This is a genomic window from Geodermatophilus sp. YIM 151500 (genome assembly GCF_025716945.1).
In the GTDB taxonomy this organism is placed as follows: Bacteria; Actinomycetota; Actinomycetes; order Mycobacteriales; family Geodermatophilaceae; genus YIM-151500.
In genome coordinates, this window is sequence record NZ_JAOVZT010000017.1 from 41,915 (window position 1) to 58,993 (window position 17,079).

The window sequence follows — 17,079 nt, forward strand, 5'->3', positions numbered from 1 at the left end:
CGGCGCGGCCCCGTGGGCTCGGGGCCGGACGGGGTGTCGGGCGACTCGGCCAGGACGGCTCCTCTGTCGGGACGCCGGGGGGCGCCGGTGCCGACGACGATAGCCGCCCGGGCCGCGCCGCCGGCCGACCTCGCGGTCAGCCCCGGTCGAGCCGGACCTCGCGGTCAGCCCCGGTCGAGCCGGACCGCCGGTCAGCCCCGGTCGAGCCAGACGGCGGTGTCGGGCGCCAGCGCGCCGTCGCCCGGCCCGCTGGCCAACAGCACGCGGCCGTGCCCGGCGAGCGGCAGCGGCTCGGCCGACAGGTTGACCAGGCAGCGGAACGCCGGACCGCGGTCGAACGCGAGCACCCCCGGCCGCCCGGCGAGGTCGTCGACCCAGGTGAGCGGCGCCTCGTGCAGCTCGGCCCGGCGGCGCCGCAGGTGCAGCGCGGACCGGTAGAGCGAGAGCGTCGAACCCGGGTCGGCCCGCTGCGCCTCGGCGGTGAGCGCGGCCCAGGTCGCGGGCTGCGGCAGCCAGGGCACGCTTCCGTCCGGGCCGAAGCCGAACGGCGGGCGGGTGCCCGACCACGGCAGCGGCACCCGGCAGCCGTCCCGGCCGCGCACCGTGCGGCCGGAGCGCTCCCACGTCGGGTCCTGCAGCACCTCCTCGGGCAGGTCCTCCACCTCGGGCAGGCCCAGCTCCTCCCCCTGGTACAGGTAGACGCCGCCGGGTAGGGCGAGGGTGAGCAGCACGGCGGCCCGGGCGCGGCGCAGACCGAGGGCGAGGTCGGTGGGCTCGCCGGTCGAGCCGGTGCCCATGAGCGCCACCCCGGTCTCGGCCCGGCCGAAGCGGGTGACGTGCCGGGTCTCGTCGTGGCTGGAGAACACCCAGGTCGCCGGAGCACCGTGCGGCTCCAGGGTGGCCAGCGTCGCGTCGACCACCGCCCGCAGCGTCGGGCCGTCCCAGGGGGCGTGCAGGTAGTCGAAGTTGAAGGTGGTGTGCGCCTCGTCCGGGCGCACGTAGCGGGCCAGCCGCTCGGGCCCGTTGACCACCGACTCGGTGACGATGAGGCGGTCCCCGTGGGCGTCGGCCAGCCGCCGCCACCGGCGGAGGACCTCGTGCACGCCGTCGACGTCCCAGTGCGGGTTGCCCACCCAGCGGGCGGAGTCGAACACCGCGCCGGGCCCGTGGCCGGCGTCGGGCAGCCCGGCTTCCTTGGCCATCGCCGGCGCGGCGTCGACCCGGACGCCGTCGACGCCGCGGTCGAACCAGAACCGGAGGATGTCGTCGAAGTCCGCCTGGACCTGAGGGTTCTCCCAGTCCAGGTCGGGCTGCTGGGGGGCGAACAGGTGCAGGTACCACTGGCCGGGCCGGCCGTCGGGCTCGGTGACCCGCGTCCACGCCCGCCCGCCGAAGGCGCTGATCCAGTCGTTGGGCGGGGACTCGCCGCCGTCGCGGCCGTCGCGGAAGAAGTACCGCGCCCGCTCGGGCGAGCCGGGGCCCGCGGCCAGCGCCGCGCGGAACCACGGGTGCTCGACCGAGGTGTGGTTGGCGACCAGGTCGACCACGACCCGCAGGCCGCGGTCGTGCGCCGCGGCGAGCAGCGCGTCGGCGTCGGCGAGCGTGCCGTAGCGCGGGTCGATGTCGCGGTAGTCGCTCACGTCGTAGCCGCCGTCGGCCATCGGCGACGGGTACCAGGGCGTGATCCAGACGGCGTCGACGCCGAGGTCGGCCAGGTGGTCCAGCCGCGAGCGCAGGCCGGCGAGGTCGCCCACCCCGTCGCCGTCGCCGTCGGCGAAGCTGCGCAGGTACACCTCGTAGACGACGGCCGAGCGCCACCACGGGGCGCGCGCGCCGTCGATCGTGCCCGGCTCCGCCGGCTGGAAGGACGTCACGGGCAGAAGTCTGCCCGGACGGCCCCGCCTCGCCGAGGCGGGGTCCGTGGGCGGGGCGACCCTCAGGCGACCTCGGCGCCCTCCGGCCCGCTGATGCCGCCGCCGTGGGCGCGCGCCTCCTCGACCTGTTCCTGCCGGTCCTCCTCGGCCTCGCGGGTGAGCCGGGCGCCGGCCTCGGCGTCGCGCGTGAGGTTCTCGCCGGTCTTCGGGTCGAAGACGTGCGCCTTGCGGCTGTCCATCCAGAACTCCGCCTCGCGGCCCTCGCGGATCCGGCTGGTGGAGTCGATGCCGATGACCGCCTGGGTGCGCAGCGCCTCGGAGTCCAGCTCGCGGGAGAGATCCCGCAGCTGCGCCTGGATCTGCTCGGGCGCGTCGTAGGGGATGTAGGCGAACTGCTGGTCGCCGAGCCACTCGGTGACGTCGACCTGCGCCCGGAAGGTGGTGCCGTGGGGGCGCTTGGCCTCGTCGACCAACGAGGCGTCCTCGAAGTGCTCGGGGCGGATGCCGACGAGCAGCAGGTCGCGGCCGGCGACGGCGGCGGCGCGCTCCTCGTCGAGCTCGATGTCGCCGAACGGGGTCGTCAACGTGCGACCGTCGAGGGTCGCCGGCAGGAAGTTCATCGGCGGAGAACCGATGAAGCCGGCGACGAACAGGTTGACCGGCTGCTCGTAGAGCTCGCGGGGCGAGGCGACCTGCTGGATGACGCCCTTGCGCAGCACGCAGACCCGGTCGCCGAGGGTCATGGCCTCGGTCTGGTCGTGCGTGACGTACACCGTGGTGATGCCCAGCCGGCGCTGCAGCCGGGAGATCTCCGTGCGCATCTGCCCGCGGAGCTTGGCGTCGAGGTTCGACAGCGGCTCGTCGAAGAGGAAGGCCTCGGCGTGCCGGACGATGGCCCGGCCCATCGCCACCCGCTGCCGCTGGCCGCCGGAGAGATTGGCCGGCTTGCGCTCCAGGTGTTCCTTGAGCTCGAGCACGTCAGCGGCCTCGGTGACCCGCTTGCGCACCTCGTCGTCGGGGGTCTTGGACAGCCGCAGCGGGAAGGCGATGTTTTCGAAGACGCTCATGTGCGGGTAGAGCGCGTAGTTCTGGAACACCATCGACAGGTTGCGGTCGCGCGGCGCCTTGTCGTTGACCCGGGTGCCGCCGATGACCATGTCGCCGCTGGTGATGTCCTCCAGCCCGACGATCATCCGCAGCAGCGTCGACTTCCCGCAGCCGGACGGGCCGACGAGGATCATGAACTCCCCGTCGGCGATGTCGAGGCTGACGTCGTTCACGGCCGGGAAGCCGTCGCCGTACTGCTTGACGATGTTCTTCATCTCGATCGAGGCCATGGTGGGTGTCCCCTCGGAGTCGGGAGGTGTGCAGGATCGGAGGGGCGTCAGCCCTTGACGGCACCGTTGGTGAGGCCGGCGACGATGCGGCGCTGGAACAGCAGCACCAGGACGACGACCGGGATGGTGACGATGACCGCGGCGGCCGCGATCGCCCCGGTCGGGTCCTCGAACTGCGAGGCACCGGAGAACAGGCCGAGCGCCGCGGGCACCGGCCGGGCGGCCTCGGTGGAGGTCAGCACGATGCCGTAGACGAAGTCGTTCCACGCGATGAAGAAGGCGATGATCGCGGTGGTGAAGACACCCGGCGCGGCCAGCGGCACGATCACCCGGCGGAAGGCCTGCCAGGTGGTCGCCCCGTCGACCTGGGCGGCCTGCTCCATCTCCCACGGGATCTCGCGGAAGAAGGCCGACATGGTCCAGATCGAGATCGGCAGGGTGAGCGACAGGTAGGGGAGGATCAGCCCCGGCCAGGTGTCGTACAGCCCGATCTGGCGCCACACGTTGAACAGCGGCGTGACGATGGAGATGACCGGGAAGATCGCCACCGCCAGCGCGGTCGACAGGATGACCCGCTTGCCCGGGAAGTCCAGCCGGGCGATGGCGTAGGCGGCGAACATCGCCAGCACGCAGGAGATCGCCGTGGCGATCAGGCAGATGCCGAAGGAGTTCCGCAGCGCCGGCAGGAACAGCTCGCTCGCACTACCGGTGAGGATGGTGCTGTAGTTGGTGAAGGACACGTCGGTGGGCGTGAACTGGCCGTTGGCGATGTCGGACGGCGCCTTGAGCGAGATCGAGATGATCCACGCGATGGGGAACAGCGCGTAGACGATGATCGCGACGCCGCCGACGATCCACCAGGTCTTCTCCCGGCGCGACATCACTTGTCCCCTCTCGCCTGCGACAGGTCGACCCTGAAGCCCTTGATGAAGCCGAAGGCGATGATCACCACGGCGACGAACAGCAGCACCGACACCGCCGACCCGAGGCCGATCTCCAGCCGCGCGATGGTCTGGCGGTAGGCCAGGAAGGAGACCGACTCGGTGCCGTTGGCGCCGGCCGTCATGATGAAGATGCTGTCGAAGACCCGGAACGCGTCCAGGGTGCGGAACAGCAGGGCGACCATGATCGCCGCCTTCATGTTCGGGACGGTCACCCGCCACAGCCGCTGCCACCAGCTCGCGCCGTCGACCTTGGCCGCCTCCTGCAGCACCTCGGGCACCTGGGCGAGGCCCGCGAGCAGCAGCAGCGAGATGAACGGCGTCGTCTTCCAGATCTCCGCCAGGCAGATCACCAGGATCGAGGTGCCCCACCCGCCGAACCAGTCCGTGGTCTCGGCGATGCCGGGCAGCCAGGCGAACCAGCTGTTGACGAAGCCGGTGTTGATGTCGAAGGCGAACTGCCAGGCGAAGGCCGACACCACGGTGATCACCGCGTACGGGATGAGGATGGCGGCCCGGAGGATCGGTCGCAGGCTCTGCAGCGCCTTCGCCATCACCATCGCCAGCGCGAAGCCGAGGACCAGCTCGACGGCCACGGTGACCACGGTGATGAGCAGCGTGACACCGATCGACTGCCACCAGATCGGGTCGGTGAGGACCACGACGTAGTTGCCCAGCCCGTTGAACGCCCGGTTCGCCGGGTCGGTGAGCCGGTAGGAGAACAGCGACTCGTAGACGGCTTGGAGGATCGGGTAGGCCGTGACCAGCAGCATGATCACGAACGCCGGGCCGGCCAGCATCCAGCCGAGCCGCCGTTCGGCCCGCGCCCGGTCGCTCACCGACGGTGGCGCCGACTTCGGTCGGGTCTTCTCGGTCGGTGGAAGCGTGGTCGTGGTCACAGCAGCTGCTCCCCTCGCAGGACGGCCAGGATGAGGTCAGCGGCCTCCGCGCCGGTCTCCCCGGGCACCACCGCGCTCGCGGGGTGGTACACCCGCTGCAGCGCGCCGGAGACCTCGCTGTAATAGACCGTCTGCGGCCGTGGCGCCGCCAGCTCCAGCGACTCCCGGATGGCGGGGGCCATCGGGAAGATCTCGAGGACCTCGGGATCGTCGTAGACCGCGGCCTTGGACGCCGGGTTGCCGTTGGTCGTGAAGTAGTAGGACTGGTTCTCCTCGGAGACGATGCACTCGGCGGCCTCGTAGGCGGCCTCGACGTTCCGGCTGAAGGCACCGACCCCGATGTTGATGCCGCCGTAGGGCGGAGCGCTCGGCTCGCCCTCGTCGACCCGCGGGTACAGCGTCCAGCCGTAGTCCTCGGGGACCGAGGCGTCGAGCGTGCCGGCCTCGACGGCGCTCAGCGCCCGCGGCCAGACGAACGGCCAGTTGACCATGAAGGCGGCGTCACCCTCCTCGAAGTCGGTGACGTTCGCGTCCTCGCCCGCGGTGGAGAACGCCGGCCCCCCGACCGGGGCGACCGCGTTCATCACCTCGGCGGCCCGCACCGCCGGGTCCTCCGTCAGCCCGAGCTGGATGTCCTCCGGGTTCTCGGCGGTCTCGGTGATGATCGACCCACCCGCCGACTCGACGAGCGCGTTGAGCCAGACGGTGAGCGCCTCCGCCCGGATGCCCTGCGCGGCGATGGTCGTGCCCTGGTCCTCGGCGACCTGCACCATCTGCTCCCAGGTCACCGGCTGCTCCATGTCCAGCCCGGCCTGCTCGACGACCGACTTCTTGTACCAGAGCAGCTGGGTGTTCGCCCAGAACGGGACGGCGACGAGCTCGTCGTCCCACGTCGAACCCTGCACGGCGCTCTCGACGACACCCTCGGTGACGCGCTGGGCGACGTCCTCCGGGACCGGCGCCAGGAAACCCGCCTCGGCGAACTCCGGGATGTAGGGCGGGTCGAGGCTCATTAGGTCGATCGAGTCGTCCTCGGCCGCCAACCGGCGGATGAGCTGCTCACGCTGCGCGTTCGACTCACGGGGCAGCTGGGCGACCTCGATCGTGTAGGCCCCGCCCGCCGCCTCGGTGCAGCGGCTGGCGATCTCCGCCTGGCCGCCGGAGTCCGGGTTGATGTACCAGGTCAGCTGCGACGACGCCCCGGTGTCGCCCCCGCAGGCGGCCAGCGTCGAGGCCAGCAGTGCGGCCGCGGACGCCCCCGCCAGCCGCCCCCGGCGGTGCTCGGCCGACCGGGTGGTGACCGTCCTCCCTCGTCGCGCGCCGGTCGCCCCGTCGGGCACGGACACCGCCTCCTCCCGGTTCGCGGTGACCCACCGTCACCGCCGTCCCCGGAGCGTGGCCCAGCTCACAGGGGGTGTCAACCGGAGCGTGACCTTGGTGCAACACGGCCGTCCGCCGGCGCGGCCGGGCCTCCGGCCGGGTGCCCGGCCGCCGGCTCCTCGGGGCGCGCCACCTGGGCGGCGGGCGGCACCGGTCGCACCGCGGCCGCCGAGCGGTCGGCGAGCGCGGAGGCGGTGGTGAGCTCCTCCGGCGTCCGCGGGAGCACGGTCTCGACGTACGACCGGACGGCGGCCGTCGTCCCGACGTCCCGCCCGGCCCGCTCGGACAGGAACCACCGGTGCTCCAGCACCTCGTGGAATACCTCGGCCGGCGCCAGCCGGCCGACCAGGTCGGCCGGGATGGCGTCGACGACCGGCTGGTACACCTCGGCCAGCCAGCGGTGCCCGGCGATGCTCTCCGGCACCGGGCCGCCGGCGCGCTGCTCCAGCCAGGCGCGGAACGAGCGCAGGTCGTTGAGCAGCCGCCGGGCCTGGTTCTCCTGCGCCTCGATGCCGGTGAGGCGGAACAGCTCGCGGCGCTGCTGACCGGGCTCCGCGACGCGGGTCTCGACCCGCAGCCGGGCGCCCTCGGCGTCGGTGACCAGCTCCACCTCGCCGACGTCGAACCCGAGGTCGTTGAGCCGCCGCAGGCGCTCGGCCACCCGGTAGCGCTGCTCCTCGGGCCGGAACACCTCCTCGCGCGTCACCTCGTCCCAGAGCGCCGCGTAGCGGTCCGGCACGCTGTCGGCGACCTCGATGGGGTCGATGCCCTCCGGGAGCAGCCCGCCGAACTGCAGGTCGAGCAGCTCCGCGCCGACGCGCTCCCGGGTCAGGTCGACGTCGTAGGCCCGCTTGCCCGATGACAGCGGGTGGTGGCGCTCGGCGGTCTCGGCATCGACGAGGTAGGCGGCGAACCGGCCGGCGTCGAGCCGGAACAGCGTGTTCGACAGCGAGCAGTCACCCCAGAAGACGCCGGCCAGGTGGAGCCGGACGAGCAGCTCGACGAGGGTGTCGAGCAGGCGGTCGGGCGAGTGGCCGATGCGGGGGCTGGAGAACAGGTAGCGGTAGGACATCGAGTACTCGAGGTAGCGCGTCACCAGGATGGCGTCCTGCTCGTCGGGGCGGTCGACGCAGATGCCGAGCACCGACACGGCCGGCAGGCCCTCCTCCTGGAAGTCGCCGAGCAGCGCGTACTCGTGCCGGGCCAGCGACTCGTTGATCTCCTTGAGCGCGTAGACCTGCCCCTCGCAGGCGACGAAACGGACGACGTGCCGCGAGATGCCGCGCTGCGGGATGCGCAGCAGCAGTTCCGGGTCCCACTCCTCCAGCGGCTGCTCCCAGGGCATGCTCAGCAGCCCGGCGGCCTCGGCGGCCGGGGGACGGAACAGGAACCTCATGGCTGCTCCGGGGACGGCGGGTCACGGGTCAGCGCCGCACCCGGCGGTGACCGGGGTCACCATCCCACGCCGGAGGGCCGGCACCCTCAATCGGTCCCCGAGGCGGCGCCGCGCTCGCCGCGCCAGGTGGCCAGCCGGCCCGCGCGGCTCACCGCCCGCAGCCGCCGCTCGGCCTCGGCCCGGGACCGGCGCGCGGAGACCAGCAACGCCTGGTCGCCGCGCATCAGCCGGGTGGTGTGGTCGGGCACGAACGGCCGGCCGTCGCGGACGACGAGCACGACGGCGGCGTCCTCGGGCAGCCGCAGCTCGGGCAGGTAGACGCCGTGCAGCCGGGAGCTGGGCGGCACCGTGAGCTGGAGCAGCTCGGCGTCGAGCTCCCCCAGCGGCGCGGCCTCGACCTGCACCTCCCGCGGGGTCACCGGCGCCCCGATGCCCAGTCGCCGGGCCACCCACGGCAGCGACCAGCCCTGCACGAGGGTGAACACCACGACGAGGACGAACACGGTGTCGAACACGAGCGGCGCCCGGGGTGCCCCGACGGTCAACGGGATGGTGGCGACGACGATCGGGACCGCGCCGCGCAGTCCCGCCCACGAGATGAACACCTGCTGGGCCCACGGGAAGCGGAACCAGACCAGGCTCACCAGCACCGAGAGCGGCCGGCCGACGAGGAGCAGCGCGGCGCCGGCGACGAGCGCGGGCACCAGCGCATCGGGCAGCCGGGACGGCGACACCAGGAGTCCGAGCAGCACGAACAGCCCGATCTGCGCGAGGGAGGCCATGCCCTCGGCGAACCCCACGCTGGCGGTGCGGTGCGGAAGTGCCGCGTTGCCCAGCACCACCCCGCAGAGGTACACCGCCACGAAGCCCGACGTGTGCAGCAGCACCGCCGAGGAGTAGGCGAGCACGCACAGCGCGAGCGTCGCGAGCGGGTAGAACCCGGCGACCGGCAGCGCCACCCGTCGCAGCAGCGCCGCCCCGGCGAAGCCGAAGCCGACGCCGACGACGGCACCCCCGGCCAGCTCGCCCGCCACGATCAGCGCGGCCACCCACCAGACCCCGGGGGCCTCCCCGGTCAGGAACTCGGCCAGGATGGTCACGAGCAGGATCACCGGGGCGTCGTTCAGCCCGCTCTCGGCCTCCAGCGAGGCGGCCACCCGGCGCGGCAGCGGCAGCCGGCGGAGCGTGGCGAAGACCGCGGCCGCGTCGGTCGAGCTGATCACCGCCGCGAGCAGCAGGGCGAACGGCCAGTCGAAGCCGAGCAGCCAGACGACGACCGCGGCCGTCGCCCCGACGCTGACCGCCACGCCGACCGTCGCCAGGGTGACGCCGGGGCCGATGGCCCGCCGCACGTCGGACCACCGGGTGGTGAGGCCGCCCTCGGCGAGGATGACGACGAGCGCGGCGAATCCCAGGGTGAGCGTCAGTTCGGCGTCCTCGAAGGGGATCCCGAGCCCCCGCTCCCCCAGGGCCACCCCGAGCGCCAGGTACAGCAGCAGGCTGGGCAGGCCCAGCCGGTCGGCCAGCCGCAGCGCGACGGCGGAGACCAGGACGACGAGCGCGCCGAGGGCCAGGGCGACGGTGACCGTGTCGTTCACCGCGCGCCCGCCATGCCGCGCAGTCTCCCGTACCGGCAGGTCGCCGGACGCCGCACCGGGCCGCCGGCCGGACGTGACGGCGGTCGCGGTCGACCGTTCGGGGAGAATGGCCGGCGTGACCGAAGCCGCCCCCGCCGCCCGGCCGTCCGGCCCCTTCTCGGCCCTGCCGCCGCAGGTCGACCTGCCCGCGCTCGAGCAGCGCATCCTGCAGCGGTGGGAGGCCGACAAGGTCTTCGCCCGGTCGCTCGAGGCGTCGACGGGCCGCCCGCAGTGGAACTTCTACGAGGGGCCGCCCACGGCCAACGGGCGGCCGGGCACCCACCACATCGAGGCCCGGGCGTTCAAGGACGTCTTCCCGCGGTTCAAGACCATGCAGGGCTGGCACGTGCCCCGTCGGGCCGGCTGGGACTGCCACGGGCTGCCGGTGGAGATCGCCGTCGAGCAGGAGCTCGGCTTCGCGGGCAAGCCCGACATCGAGCGGTACGGCATCGCCGAGTTCAACGCCCGCTGCCGCGAGTCCGTCGAGCGGCACGTCGACGCGTTCGCCGACCTCACCCGGCGCATGGGCTACTGGGTCGACCTGTCCGAGGCCTACTGGACGATGGACCCGGCCTACATCGAGAGCGTCTGGTGGTCGCTCAAGCAGGTCTTCGACAAGGGGCTGCTGGTCGAGGACCACCGGGTGGCGCCGTACTGCCCGCGCTGCGGCACCGGCCTGTCCGACCACGAGGTCGCCCAGGGCTACGAGTCCATCACCGACCCGTCGGTGTACGTCCGGCTGCCGGTGACCGGCGGCGAGTGGGCCGGCAGGGCCGACCTGCTGGTCTGGACGACGACGCCGTGGACGCTGCCCTCGAACACCGCCGTCGCCGTGCACCCCGACGTGACCTACCTGGTCGCCCGCCGCGGCGAGGAGACGCCGGTCGTGGTCGCCGAGCCGCTGCTGGCCGCGGTGCTCGGGGGCGAGGGCCCCGACAGCGGGATCGAGGTGCTGGCCCGCACCACCGGCCGCGACTGGGAGCGGGCGACCTACCGCCGTCCGTTCGAGCTGGTCGAGTTCCCCGAGCCGGCGCACATCGTCGTCCTGGCCGACTACGTGACCACCGACGACGGCACCGGGCTGGTCCACCAGTCCCCCGCCTTCGGCGCGGACGACCTCGCCGTCTGCCGCGCCTACGGGCTGCCGGTGGTCAACCCGATCGACGCGACCGGCCACTTCCTGCCCGAGGTGGGCCTGGTCGGCCGGCACTTCTTCAAGGCCGCCGACCCGGCGCTGGTCGAGGACCTGAAGTCCCGCGGCGTGCTGTTCCGCGAGCAGCGTTACGAGCACAGCTACCCGCACTGCTGGCGCTGCCACACGCCGCTGATGTACTACGCGCAGCCGTCCTGGTACATCCGGACGTCGGCGATCAAGGACCAGCTCCTCGCGGAGAACGAGAAGACCGCCTGGCACCCCGAGACCATCCGCTGGGGCCGCTACGGCGACTGGCTGCGCAACAACGTCGACTGGGCGCTGTCCCGCGACCGCTACTGGGGCACGCCACTCCCGATCTGGCGCAACGACGCCGATCCGGACCAGATGGTGGTGGTCGGCTCGCTGGCCGAGCTGTCGGAGCTGGCCGGCCGCGACCTGTCCGGGCTCGACCCGCACCGGCCGTTCATCGACGAGGTGACCTTCACGCGCCCCGGCGAGGAGGGCACCTACCGGCGGGTGCCGCAGGTCATCGACGCCTGGTACGACTCCGGGTCGATGCCGTTCGCCCAGTGGGGCGCTCCGTACCGCAACCAGGACGAGTTCGAGGCGGCCTACCCGGCGCAGTTCATCTGCGAGGCGATCGACCAGACGCGCGGCTGGTTCTACTCGCTCATGGCGGTCGGCACGCTGGTGTTCGGGGAGAACTCGTACGAGAACGTGCTCTGCCTGGGCCACATCCTCGCCGAGGACGGCCGCAAGATGAGCAAGCACCTGGGCAACATCCTCGAGCCGATCCCGCTGATGGACCGGCACGGCGCCGACGCCGTGCGCTGGTTCATGCTGGCCGGCGGGTCGCCCTGGTCGGCCCGCCGGGTCGGGCACGAGACGCTGTCCGAGGTCGTCCGCAAGGTGCTGCTCACCTACTGGAACACCGCGTCGTTCTTCACCCTCTACGCCGGGGTGAACGGCTGGGGTCCGGCGGCCGCCCCCGCCCCGCCCCGCGAGCAGCGGGGACTGCTGGACCGCTGGGCGCTGGCCGAGCTGGCCTCGGTCACCGCCGACGTCACCGAGGCCCTCGAGCACTTCGACACCCAGGGCGCCGGCCGGCTGCTCGCCGGATTCGTCGACGACCTGTCCAACTGGTACGTGCGCCGGTCGCGGCGGCGGTTCTGGGACGGCGATCCCGCCGCGCTGGGCACGCTGCACGAGGTGCTCGACGGACTGACCCGGCTCATGGCGCCGTTCACGCCGTTCGTCACCGAGGAGGTGTGGACGCGGGCGGTGACGCCCGGCCGCGAGGACGCGGTCGACTCGGTGCACCTCGCGTCGTGGCCGGCGGTCGACGAGGGGGCCCGCGACGATGCGCTGGTCGCGCAGGTGGCGCTGGTCCGCCGGCTGGTCGAGCTCGGTCGTGCGGCCCGCACGTCGGCGAAGGTCCGGACCCGGCAGCCGCTCGCCCGGGCCGTCGTCGCCGCGCCGGGCTGGGCCGAGCTGCCGCGGGAGCTGGTCGCCGAGGTGGCCGACGAGCTGAACGTCGTCGAGATGGCCGAGCTGGCCTCGGTCGGTGGCGACCTGGTGGACGTGAGCGCGAAGGTCGACTTCCGTGCGGTGGGCCGGCGGCTCGGCGGGCAGGTGCAGGCGGTGGCCCGCGCGGTGGCGGCGGCCGACGCGGCCGCGCTCGTCGCGGCCTACCGGGCCGGGACCGCCTCGGTGTCCGTGGACGGCGCGCAGGTGGCGCTGGAGGACGGCGACCTGGTCGTGACCGAGACGCCGCGCGAGGGCTGGACCGTGGCCAGCGAGAGCGGGTTGACCGTCGCCCTCGACCTCACGGTGACCCCCGAGCTGGAGCGCGCCGGCCTGGCCCGGGAGGTGGTCCGGCTGGTCCAGGAGGCCCGCAAGAACGCCGGCCTCGAGGTCAGCGACCGGATCGAGCTGTGGTGGACCGCCGAGGGGACAGGTCCGGAGCGGGAGCCCGCGCAGCAGGTGGCGCAGGCGCTCGCCGAGCACGCCGAGCAGCTGGCCGCCGAGGTGCTGGCGACACGGGTGCACGCCGGCGAGCCGGGACCCGGCGCGGCGGTCGAGGGCCCGGCCGGGCTGCGCGTCTGGCTGGCCCGCGACTCCTGAGCGTCCGGCCCGCGCGCCGGCGCCGCGCGTCGGGGGCCGGGGCGCCGCGCGCGCCGGGGCCGGCGGTCAGCTGCCGTCGCGCGGGACGCGGCGGGCCCGCGCGCGGGCGGCGAGGTGCCGGTCGGGCGCGCAGGCGCCGCAGGGGGTGAACCCGTCGGCGCGCGCCTCGTCCAGCGGGAGCGGGACGGCGGCCCGGCCGGTGAGCCCCGGACAGCCGTCGAGGTGGTAACGCGGGCGCTCGTCGACGACGAGCACCTCGTCACCCAGGCCGGTCGTCGCCAGCGCGTCGGGCGGCTCCACCTGCTCGACCGGCGGCTCGCCGTCCGGCCCGCCGGGATCCGCCGTCCGGCGGAGGGCCGCGCCCTCCCCCGACCCCTGCCGAGCGCCCTCGCCCGCGGCGGCCCGCGCGAGCTGCCGCCGGGCCCGCACCAGCAGGAACCCCGCCACGGCGCAGACCGCGACGCAGGCCCAGTGCAGCACCGTCACCCCCGTGGCGATGCCGGCCGCGAACAGGACCAGGCCGGACAGGACGAGCACGCCGGCGGCGACGACCACCCCGACGACTCTAGGACCGCGGCGGGCCGCATCCGCGGTTCCTGACCGCGAGCGGCCGCGGCCCCGGCAGGGCCCCCGGACGGCGTCGTCCGGGGGCCCTGCCGGGGCTCGGCGCGCGGATCAGGCGGGGGCGTGCTGGCTCTGCCGCCCGGCGGCCGCGGGCTCGGCGGAGCCGCGGCTGTCGAGGTCACGCAGGTGCGACTCCAGGTAGGAGCGCAGCCGCGTCCGGTACTCCCGCTCGAAGGTGCGCAGCTCCTCGATCTTGCGCTCGAGGCTGCTCCGCTTCTCCTCGAGCGTGCCCATGACCTCGCGGTGGCGGCGCTCGGCCTCCTGCTCGAGCGCGGCGGCCTTGGCGCGCGCCTCGCGCTCCATCGTCTCGGAGCGGGTGCGGGCGTCACCGATCATCGTGTCGGCTCGGTGCTTGGCCTCGGCGACCATCTGCTCGCTCTTGGCCCGCGACTCCGACAGCATCCGGTCGCTGTTGCTCTTGGCGCTGCCGACCATCTGCTCGGCCTGGGTCTTGGCCTCGTTGACGTAGCGGTCGGCGGTCTCGGTGGCCAGCGCGAGCATCCGCGACGCGCGGGCGCTGTCGTCCTCCCGCGGCTGCGGCTGGGCCGGCGGCGGTGGGGGCGCGACCGGCAGGGGGGCCGGCGCCGGCTGCTCGGGTCGCTCGTCGCTCCGCGGGCCGCCCAGGCCGCCGGCGCGCAGCTCGTTGTTCTCCTCGATGAGCCGCGCGAGCTCGGCCTCCACGACGTCGAGGAAGGCGTCGACCTCGTCCTCGTCGTAGCCCCGCTTGCCGATGGGCGGCTTCTTGAAGACGACGTTGTGCACGTCGGCAGGCGTCAGTGGCATCGGAGGTCACCTCGGGTCGGGCGGCGGGCACGGGATCGGTCTCGGGCGGACAGGGCTGCAGGTGCCCGCGCGGTGGCGACGGTCCCGCCGGGGCCGGCGCTCACCCGACCGCGAGCGAGCTCGTGATGCTCCGCAGGAACAGCACGGCGATGAGCAGCACCATAAACCCGAGGTCCAGCCTGATGGACCCCAGGTTCAACGGCGGGATGACCTTGCGGACGGCCTTCAGCGGCGGGTCGGTGGTCGTGTAGACGACCTCGAGCCCGGCGGCGACCAGGCCGGACGGGCGCCAGTTGCGCGACAGCACCATGACCCAGTCGGCGACGAACCGCGCGAACAGCAGCACGAGGAAGACGAGCAGGACCGACGACACGATCTGCCAGAAGAGAGCCACGGTCCTCGATCGTTCGGGGCACCAGCGGTGCCGTGTGCACGGGCGCGCCGGTCACCCGCCACGCGGGGCCCAGCCTGCCACGACTTCAGGACTGGTTGAAGAACCCGCCCTCGCGGATCCGTGCCTTGTCCTCAGCCGTCACGTCGACGTTCTGCGGACTCAGCAGGAACACCTTGGCCGTGACGCGCTCGATGCTACCGCGCAGGCCGAACGACAGACCGGCGGCGAAGTCGACCAGCCGCTTGGCGTCCGCGTCGTCCATCTCGGTGAGGTTCATGATCACCGGCATGCCGTCGCGGAACCGCTCGCCGATGGTGCGCGCCTCGTTGTAGGTGCGCGGGTGCAGCGTGGTGATCCGGTAGGGCTGCGGCGCGGGGGTGGGCGCCGGGGTCGGCTCGGGCGCGGCGGACACCGGCTCCCGGACGGCCAGCCCGGCGGAGCCCAGCGACCCGGCCGAGCCGGCGGACCCGGCGAGGACGGCGCCTCGCGTGGACGACGGGGCGCCGGCCGGGGACGCCAGGCCCAGCGACCGGGCGGCCGCGGGACGGCGCGCGGGCAGCGGGTCGGCCTCGCGGACGGCGGAGCGCCGCTCGGCCTGGGGCTCGGCAGCGTAGGAGCCGGCCGCGTAGCCCTCCGTGGCGAAGTCGTCGGAGCCGTACTTGTCGGAGGCGAACTCCCCGTCGTAGTGCTCGTCGTAGTCGTCGTCGGCGTACCGCTCGTCGCCGGCCGGGTAGCGCCCGTACCGGCGGTCGAGGTCGGGCTGCTCGGGCTGACGGGCGTCGTAGCGGGCGTAGCCGCGCGCGTCGTCGTCCTCGACGAGCCCCAGGTAGATGCCCATCCTCCGCATGGCTCCGGCCATCAGACCTCCCCCTCCGCCGCTGCTCCCAGCGGCGTCCGTCCGGCGTTCCGTCGCGCCTTCCGTGGCGCCTGCCACGTCGTCGCCCCCGAGGCGCCCGGGACCTCTGGGGCTGGTGTGACTTCCGAATGCTGACCGGAGGGTAGGGGCCGGTCGCCGAAGATCGCGGTTCCGACACGCACGACGGTCGCCCCGGCCGCGATGGCCTCCTCCAGGTCGCCGCTCATCCCCGCCGACAGCTCGGTCGCCTCCGGGTGGTCGGCGCGCACCTGCGCGGCGAGCTCGGCCAGCGCCGCGAACGCGGGCCCCGGCTCGATCCCGCGGGGTGCGACCGCCATCAACCCGCGCAGCCGCAGCCCGGCGGCGGCGGCCACGGCGTCTGCCAGCCCCGGCACGTCCGCGGGCGGCGCCCCGCCGCGCGCCGCCAGCGTGCCGCTCGGTCCGCCGAGGTCGACCTGCACGAAGACGTCGACCGGCCGGCCGGCTCCGGTGCCGGCCCGGCCGAGGGCGGCCACCAAGGACGCCCGGTCGACCGAGTGGACGACCGCCCCGAGCCGGGCGACGGCGGCGGCCTTGTTCCGCTGCAGCTGGCCGACGAAGTGCCAGCGCAGGTCCAGCCCGGCCAGCTCGGCGGCCTTGGCGGTCAGCTCCTGGGCGCGGTTCTCGGCGAAGTCGGTCTGGCCGAGGGCGGCCAGCGCGGCGACGTCGGCGGCCGGCCAGGTCTTGCTCACCGCGAGCAGCGCCACCGCGGCGGGGTCGCGGCCGGCGCGGCGCGCAGCCGCATCGATGCGCGCCCGCACCGCGTGCAGGTTCTCCTCGAGCCGGGCCACGCCCGCGATCCTCCCCCGGGTCGGCCCGCGAGCGGCGCCGGACAGCGGGTCGTCGTCAGCCGAGCCAGACCAGGCCGGCCTGGCGACCGGTGACGCCATCGCGCCGGTGCGAGAACAGCCGGCGGTCCTCGACGGTGCAGCGGGGGTCGTGCACGACCTCGGCGACGCCCAGCCCGCGGAGCACGCCGTCCAGCCCGGCGCGCAGGTCCAGACCGGGCGTGCCGCGCCGGGTGCGGACGGCGCCGTCCGGGGCGACGGCGGCCACCTCGGCCCGCATCGCCGCGGGCACCTCGTAGCACGCGCCGCAGACGGCGGGCCCGAGCAGCGCGGACAGCCGCTCGGGTCGGGCGCCGAGGCCGCGCATGGCCTCGACGGCCGCTGGCACGACGCCCAGCCGCAGGCCCTCCCGGCCGGCGTGCACCGCGGCCACGACACCCGCGACCGGATCGGCGAGCAGCACCGGCACGCAGTCGGCGGCGAGGACACCGAGGACCAGGCCCGTCGTCCGGGTGACCAGGGCGTCGGTGCTCGGCACCGGCTCGGGCCGGGGCCCGTCGACCACCGCGACGCCGGCGCCGTGGACCTGGGCCATCCAGACCAGCCGGTCGCCCGGGACGCCGAGCTCGCGGGCGACGCGCGCGCGGTTGGCCGCGACGTCGTCGGGGTCGTCGCCGACGTGCGCACCCAGGTTGAAGCTGTCGTAGGGCGGACGCGACCGGCCGCCCCGCCGGTCGGTGACGACCCGGCGGGGCCGCACCGCCGGCCGGGCGGCCGTCGTGGAGCTCATGAACGCGTCCCGATCTCGGAGAGGTGCTGGAACGGCCACCCTTCAGGGGCCCGCGCCGAGC

At 74.3% G+C, this 17,079-nt stretch carries 14 protein-coding genes; 1 reads left to right on the plus strand and 13 read right to left on the minus strand.

The features are described 5' to 3' along the window. Positions 1–191: 191 nt before the first annotated feature. From OF117_RS20450 to OF117_RS20480, 7 genes are all read right to left on the minus strand, one after another. Entirely contained in the window at positions 192–1,874 is a 1,683-nt protein-coding gene (locus OF117_RS20450) for a glycoside hydrolase family 13 protein (RefSeq protein WP_263554698.1), read from the minus strand. Between the two features lie 62 nt (positions 1,875–1,936). Continuing rightward, positions 1,937–3,211, minus strand: coding sequence for an ABC transporter ATP-binding protein (locus OF117_RS20455; protein ID WP_263554699.1), 1,275 nt, complete (start codon positions 3,209–3,211; stop codon positions 1,937–1,939). A gap of 47 nt (positions 3,212–3,258) precedes the next feature. Beyond that, positions 3,259–4,092, minus strand: a complete 834-nt coding sequence (locus OF117_RS20460; RefSeq protein ID WP_263554700.1) for a carbohydrate ABC transporter permease — start codon at positions 4,090–4,092, stop codon at positions 3,259–3,261. After that, the gene (locus OF117_RS20465; RefSeq protein ID WP_263554701.1) at positions 4,092–5,051 is read right to left on the minus strand and encodes a carbohydrate ABC transporter permease; all 960 of its coding nucleotides are present in this window, start codon (positions 5,049–5,051) and stop codon (positions 4,092–4,094) included. Before OF117_RS20465 ends, OF117_RS20460 begins: the two co-directional genes overlap by 1 nt. Further along, positions 5,048–6,397 (minus strand): extracellular solute-binding protein, encoded by a 1,350-nt coding sequence (locus OF117_RS20470; RefSeq protein ID WP_263554702.1) that lies wholly within the window; start codon positions 6,395–6,397, stop codon positions 5,048–5,050. The genes OF117_RS20465 and OF117_RS20470 overlap by 4 nt, the downstream gene beginning before the upstream one ends. Before the next feature lie 71 nt (positions 6,398–6,468). Then, positions 6,469–7,827 (minus strand): DUF4032 domain-containing protein, encoded by a 1,359-nt coding sequence (locus tag OF117_RS20475; protein ID WP_263554703.1) that lies wholly within the window; start codon positions 7,825–7,827, stop codon positions 6,469–6,471. Between the two features lie 86 nt (positions 7,828–7,913). Continuing rightward, positions 7,914–9,425 (minus strand): potassium/proton antiporter, encoded by a 1,512-nt coding sequence (locus OF117_RS20480; protein ID WP_263554704.1) that lies wholly within the window; start codon positions 9,423–9,425, stop codon positions 7,914–7,916. A gap of 115 nt (positions 9,426–9,540) precedes the next feature. Between OF117_RS20480 and ileS the strand changes: the two genes are divergently transcribed. Next, positions 9,541–12,744: an isoleucine--tRNA ligase gene (ileS, locus tag OF117_RS20485; protein ID WP_263554705.1), complete on the plus strand. Its 3,204-nt coding sequence runs from the start codon at positions 9,541–9,543 to the stop codon at positions 12,742–12,744. A 66-nt stretch (positions 12,745–12,810) separates the two neighbouring features. On the opposite strand, the gene OF117_RS20490 is transcribed toward ileS, so the two are convergent. The 6 genes from OF117_RS20490 to pgeF all read right to left on the minus strand — a co-directional run bounded on the left by OF117_RS20490 (position 12,811) and on the right by pgeF (position 17,018). After that, positions 12,811–13,299, minus strand: coding sequence for a hypothetical protein (locus tag OF117_RS20490; protein WP_263554706.1), 489 nt, complete (start codon positions 13,297–13,299; stop codon positions 12,811–12,813). 120 nt (positions 13,300–13,419) lie between these two features. Next, positions 13,420–14,151, minus strand: a complete 732-nt coding sequence (locus OF117_RS20495) for a DivIVA domain-containing protein (RefSeq protein WP_263554707.1) — start codon at positions 14,149–14,151, stop codon at positions 13,420–13,422. A 100-nt stretch (positions 14,152–14,251) separates the two neighbouring features. Next, positions 14,252–14,545: a YggT family protein gene (locus OF117_RS20500; RefSeq protein ID WP_263554708.1), complete on the minus strand. Its 294-nt coding sequence runs from the start codon at positions 14,543–14,545 to the stop codon at positions 14,252–14,254. Positions 14,546–14,630: 85 nt separating this feature from the next. Then, complete coding sequence (gene sepF / locus OF117_RS22185; protein WP_318014277.1) at positions 14,631–15,404, minus strand: cell division protein SepF; 774 nt, start codon at positions 15,402–15,404, stop codon at positions 14,631–14,633. Then, positions 15,404–16,231, minus strand: coding sequence for a YggS family pyridoxal phosphate-dependent enzyme (locus OF117_RS20510; RefSeq protein ID WP_263554709.1), 828 nt, complete (start codon positions 16,229–16,231; stop codon positions 15,404–15,406). Before OF117_RS20510 ends, sepF begins: the two co-directional genes overlap by 1 nt. A gap of 55 nt (positions 16,232–16,286) precedes the next feature. Further along, positions 16,287–17,018, minus strand: a complete 732-nt coding sequence (gene pgeF / locus OF117_RS20515; RefSeq protein WP_263554710.1) for a peptidoglycan editing factor PgeF — start codon at positions 17,016–17,018, stop codon at positions 16,287–16,289. Positions 17,019–17,079: the final 61 nt, after the last annotated feature.

Coding starts and splice junctions, on each gene's coding strand:
- OF117_RS20455 (WP_263554699.1), bottom strand. CDS start 3,211: ATGGCCTCGATCGAGATGAAGAACATCGTCAAGCAGTACGGCGACGGC.
- OF117_RS20460 (WP_263554700.1), bottom strand. CDS start 4,092: ATGTCGCGCCGGGAGAAGACCTGGTGGATCGTCGGCGGCGTCGCGATC.
- OF117_RS20475 (WP_263554703.1), bottom strand. CDS start 7,827: ATGAGGTTCCTGTTCCGTCCCCCGGCCGCCGAGGCCGCCGGGCTGCTG.
- OF117_RS20495 (WP_263554707.1), bottom strand. CDS start 14,151: ATGCCACTGACGCCTGCCGACGTGCACAACGTCGTCTTCAAGAAGCCG.
- sepF (WP_318014277.1), bottom strand. CDS start 15,404: ATGGCCGGAGCCATGCGGAGGATGGGCATCTACCTGGGGCTCGTCGAG.
- pgeF (WP_263554710.1), bottom strand. CDS start 17,018: ATGAGCTCCACGACGGCCGCCCGGCCGGCGGTGCGGCCCCGCCGGGTC.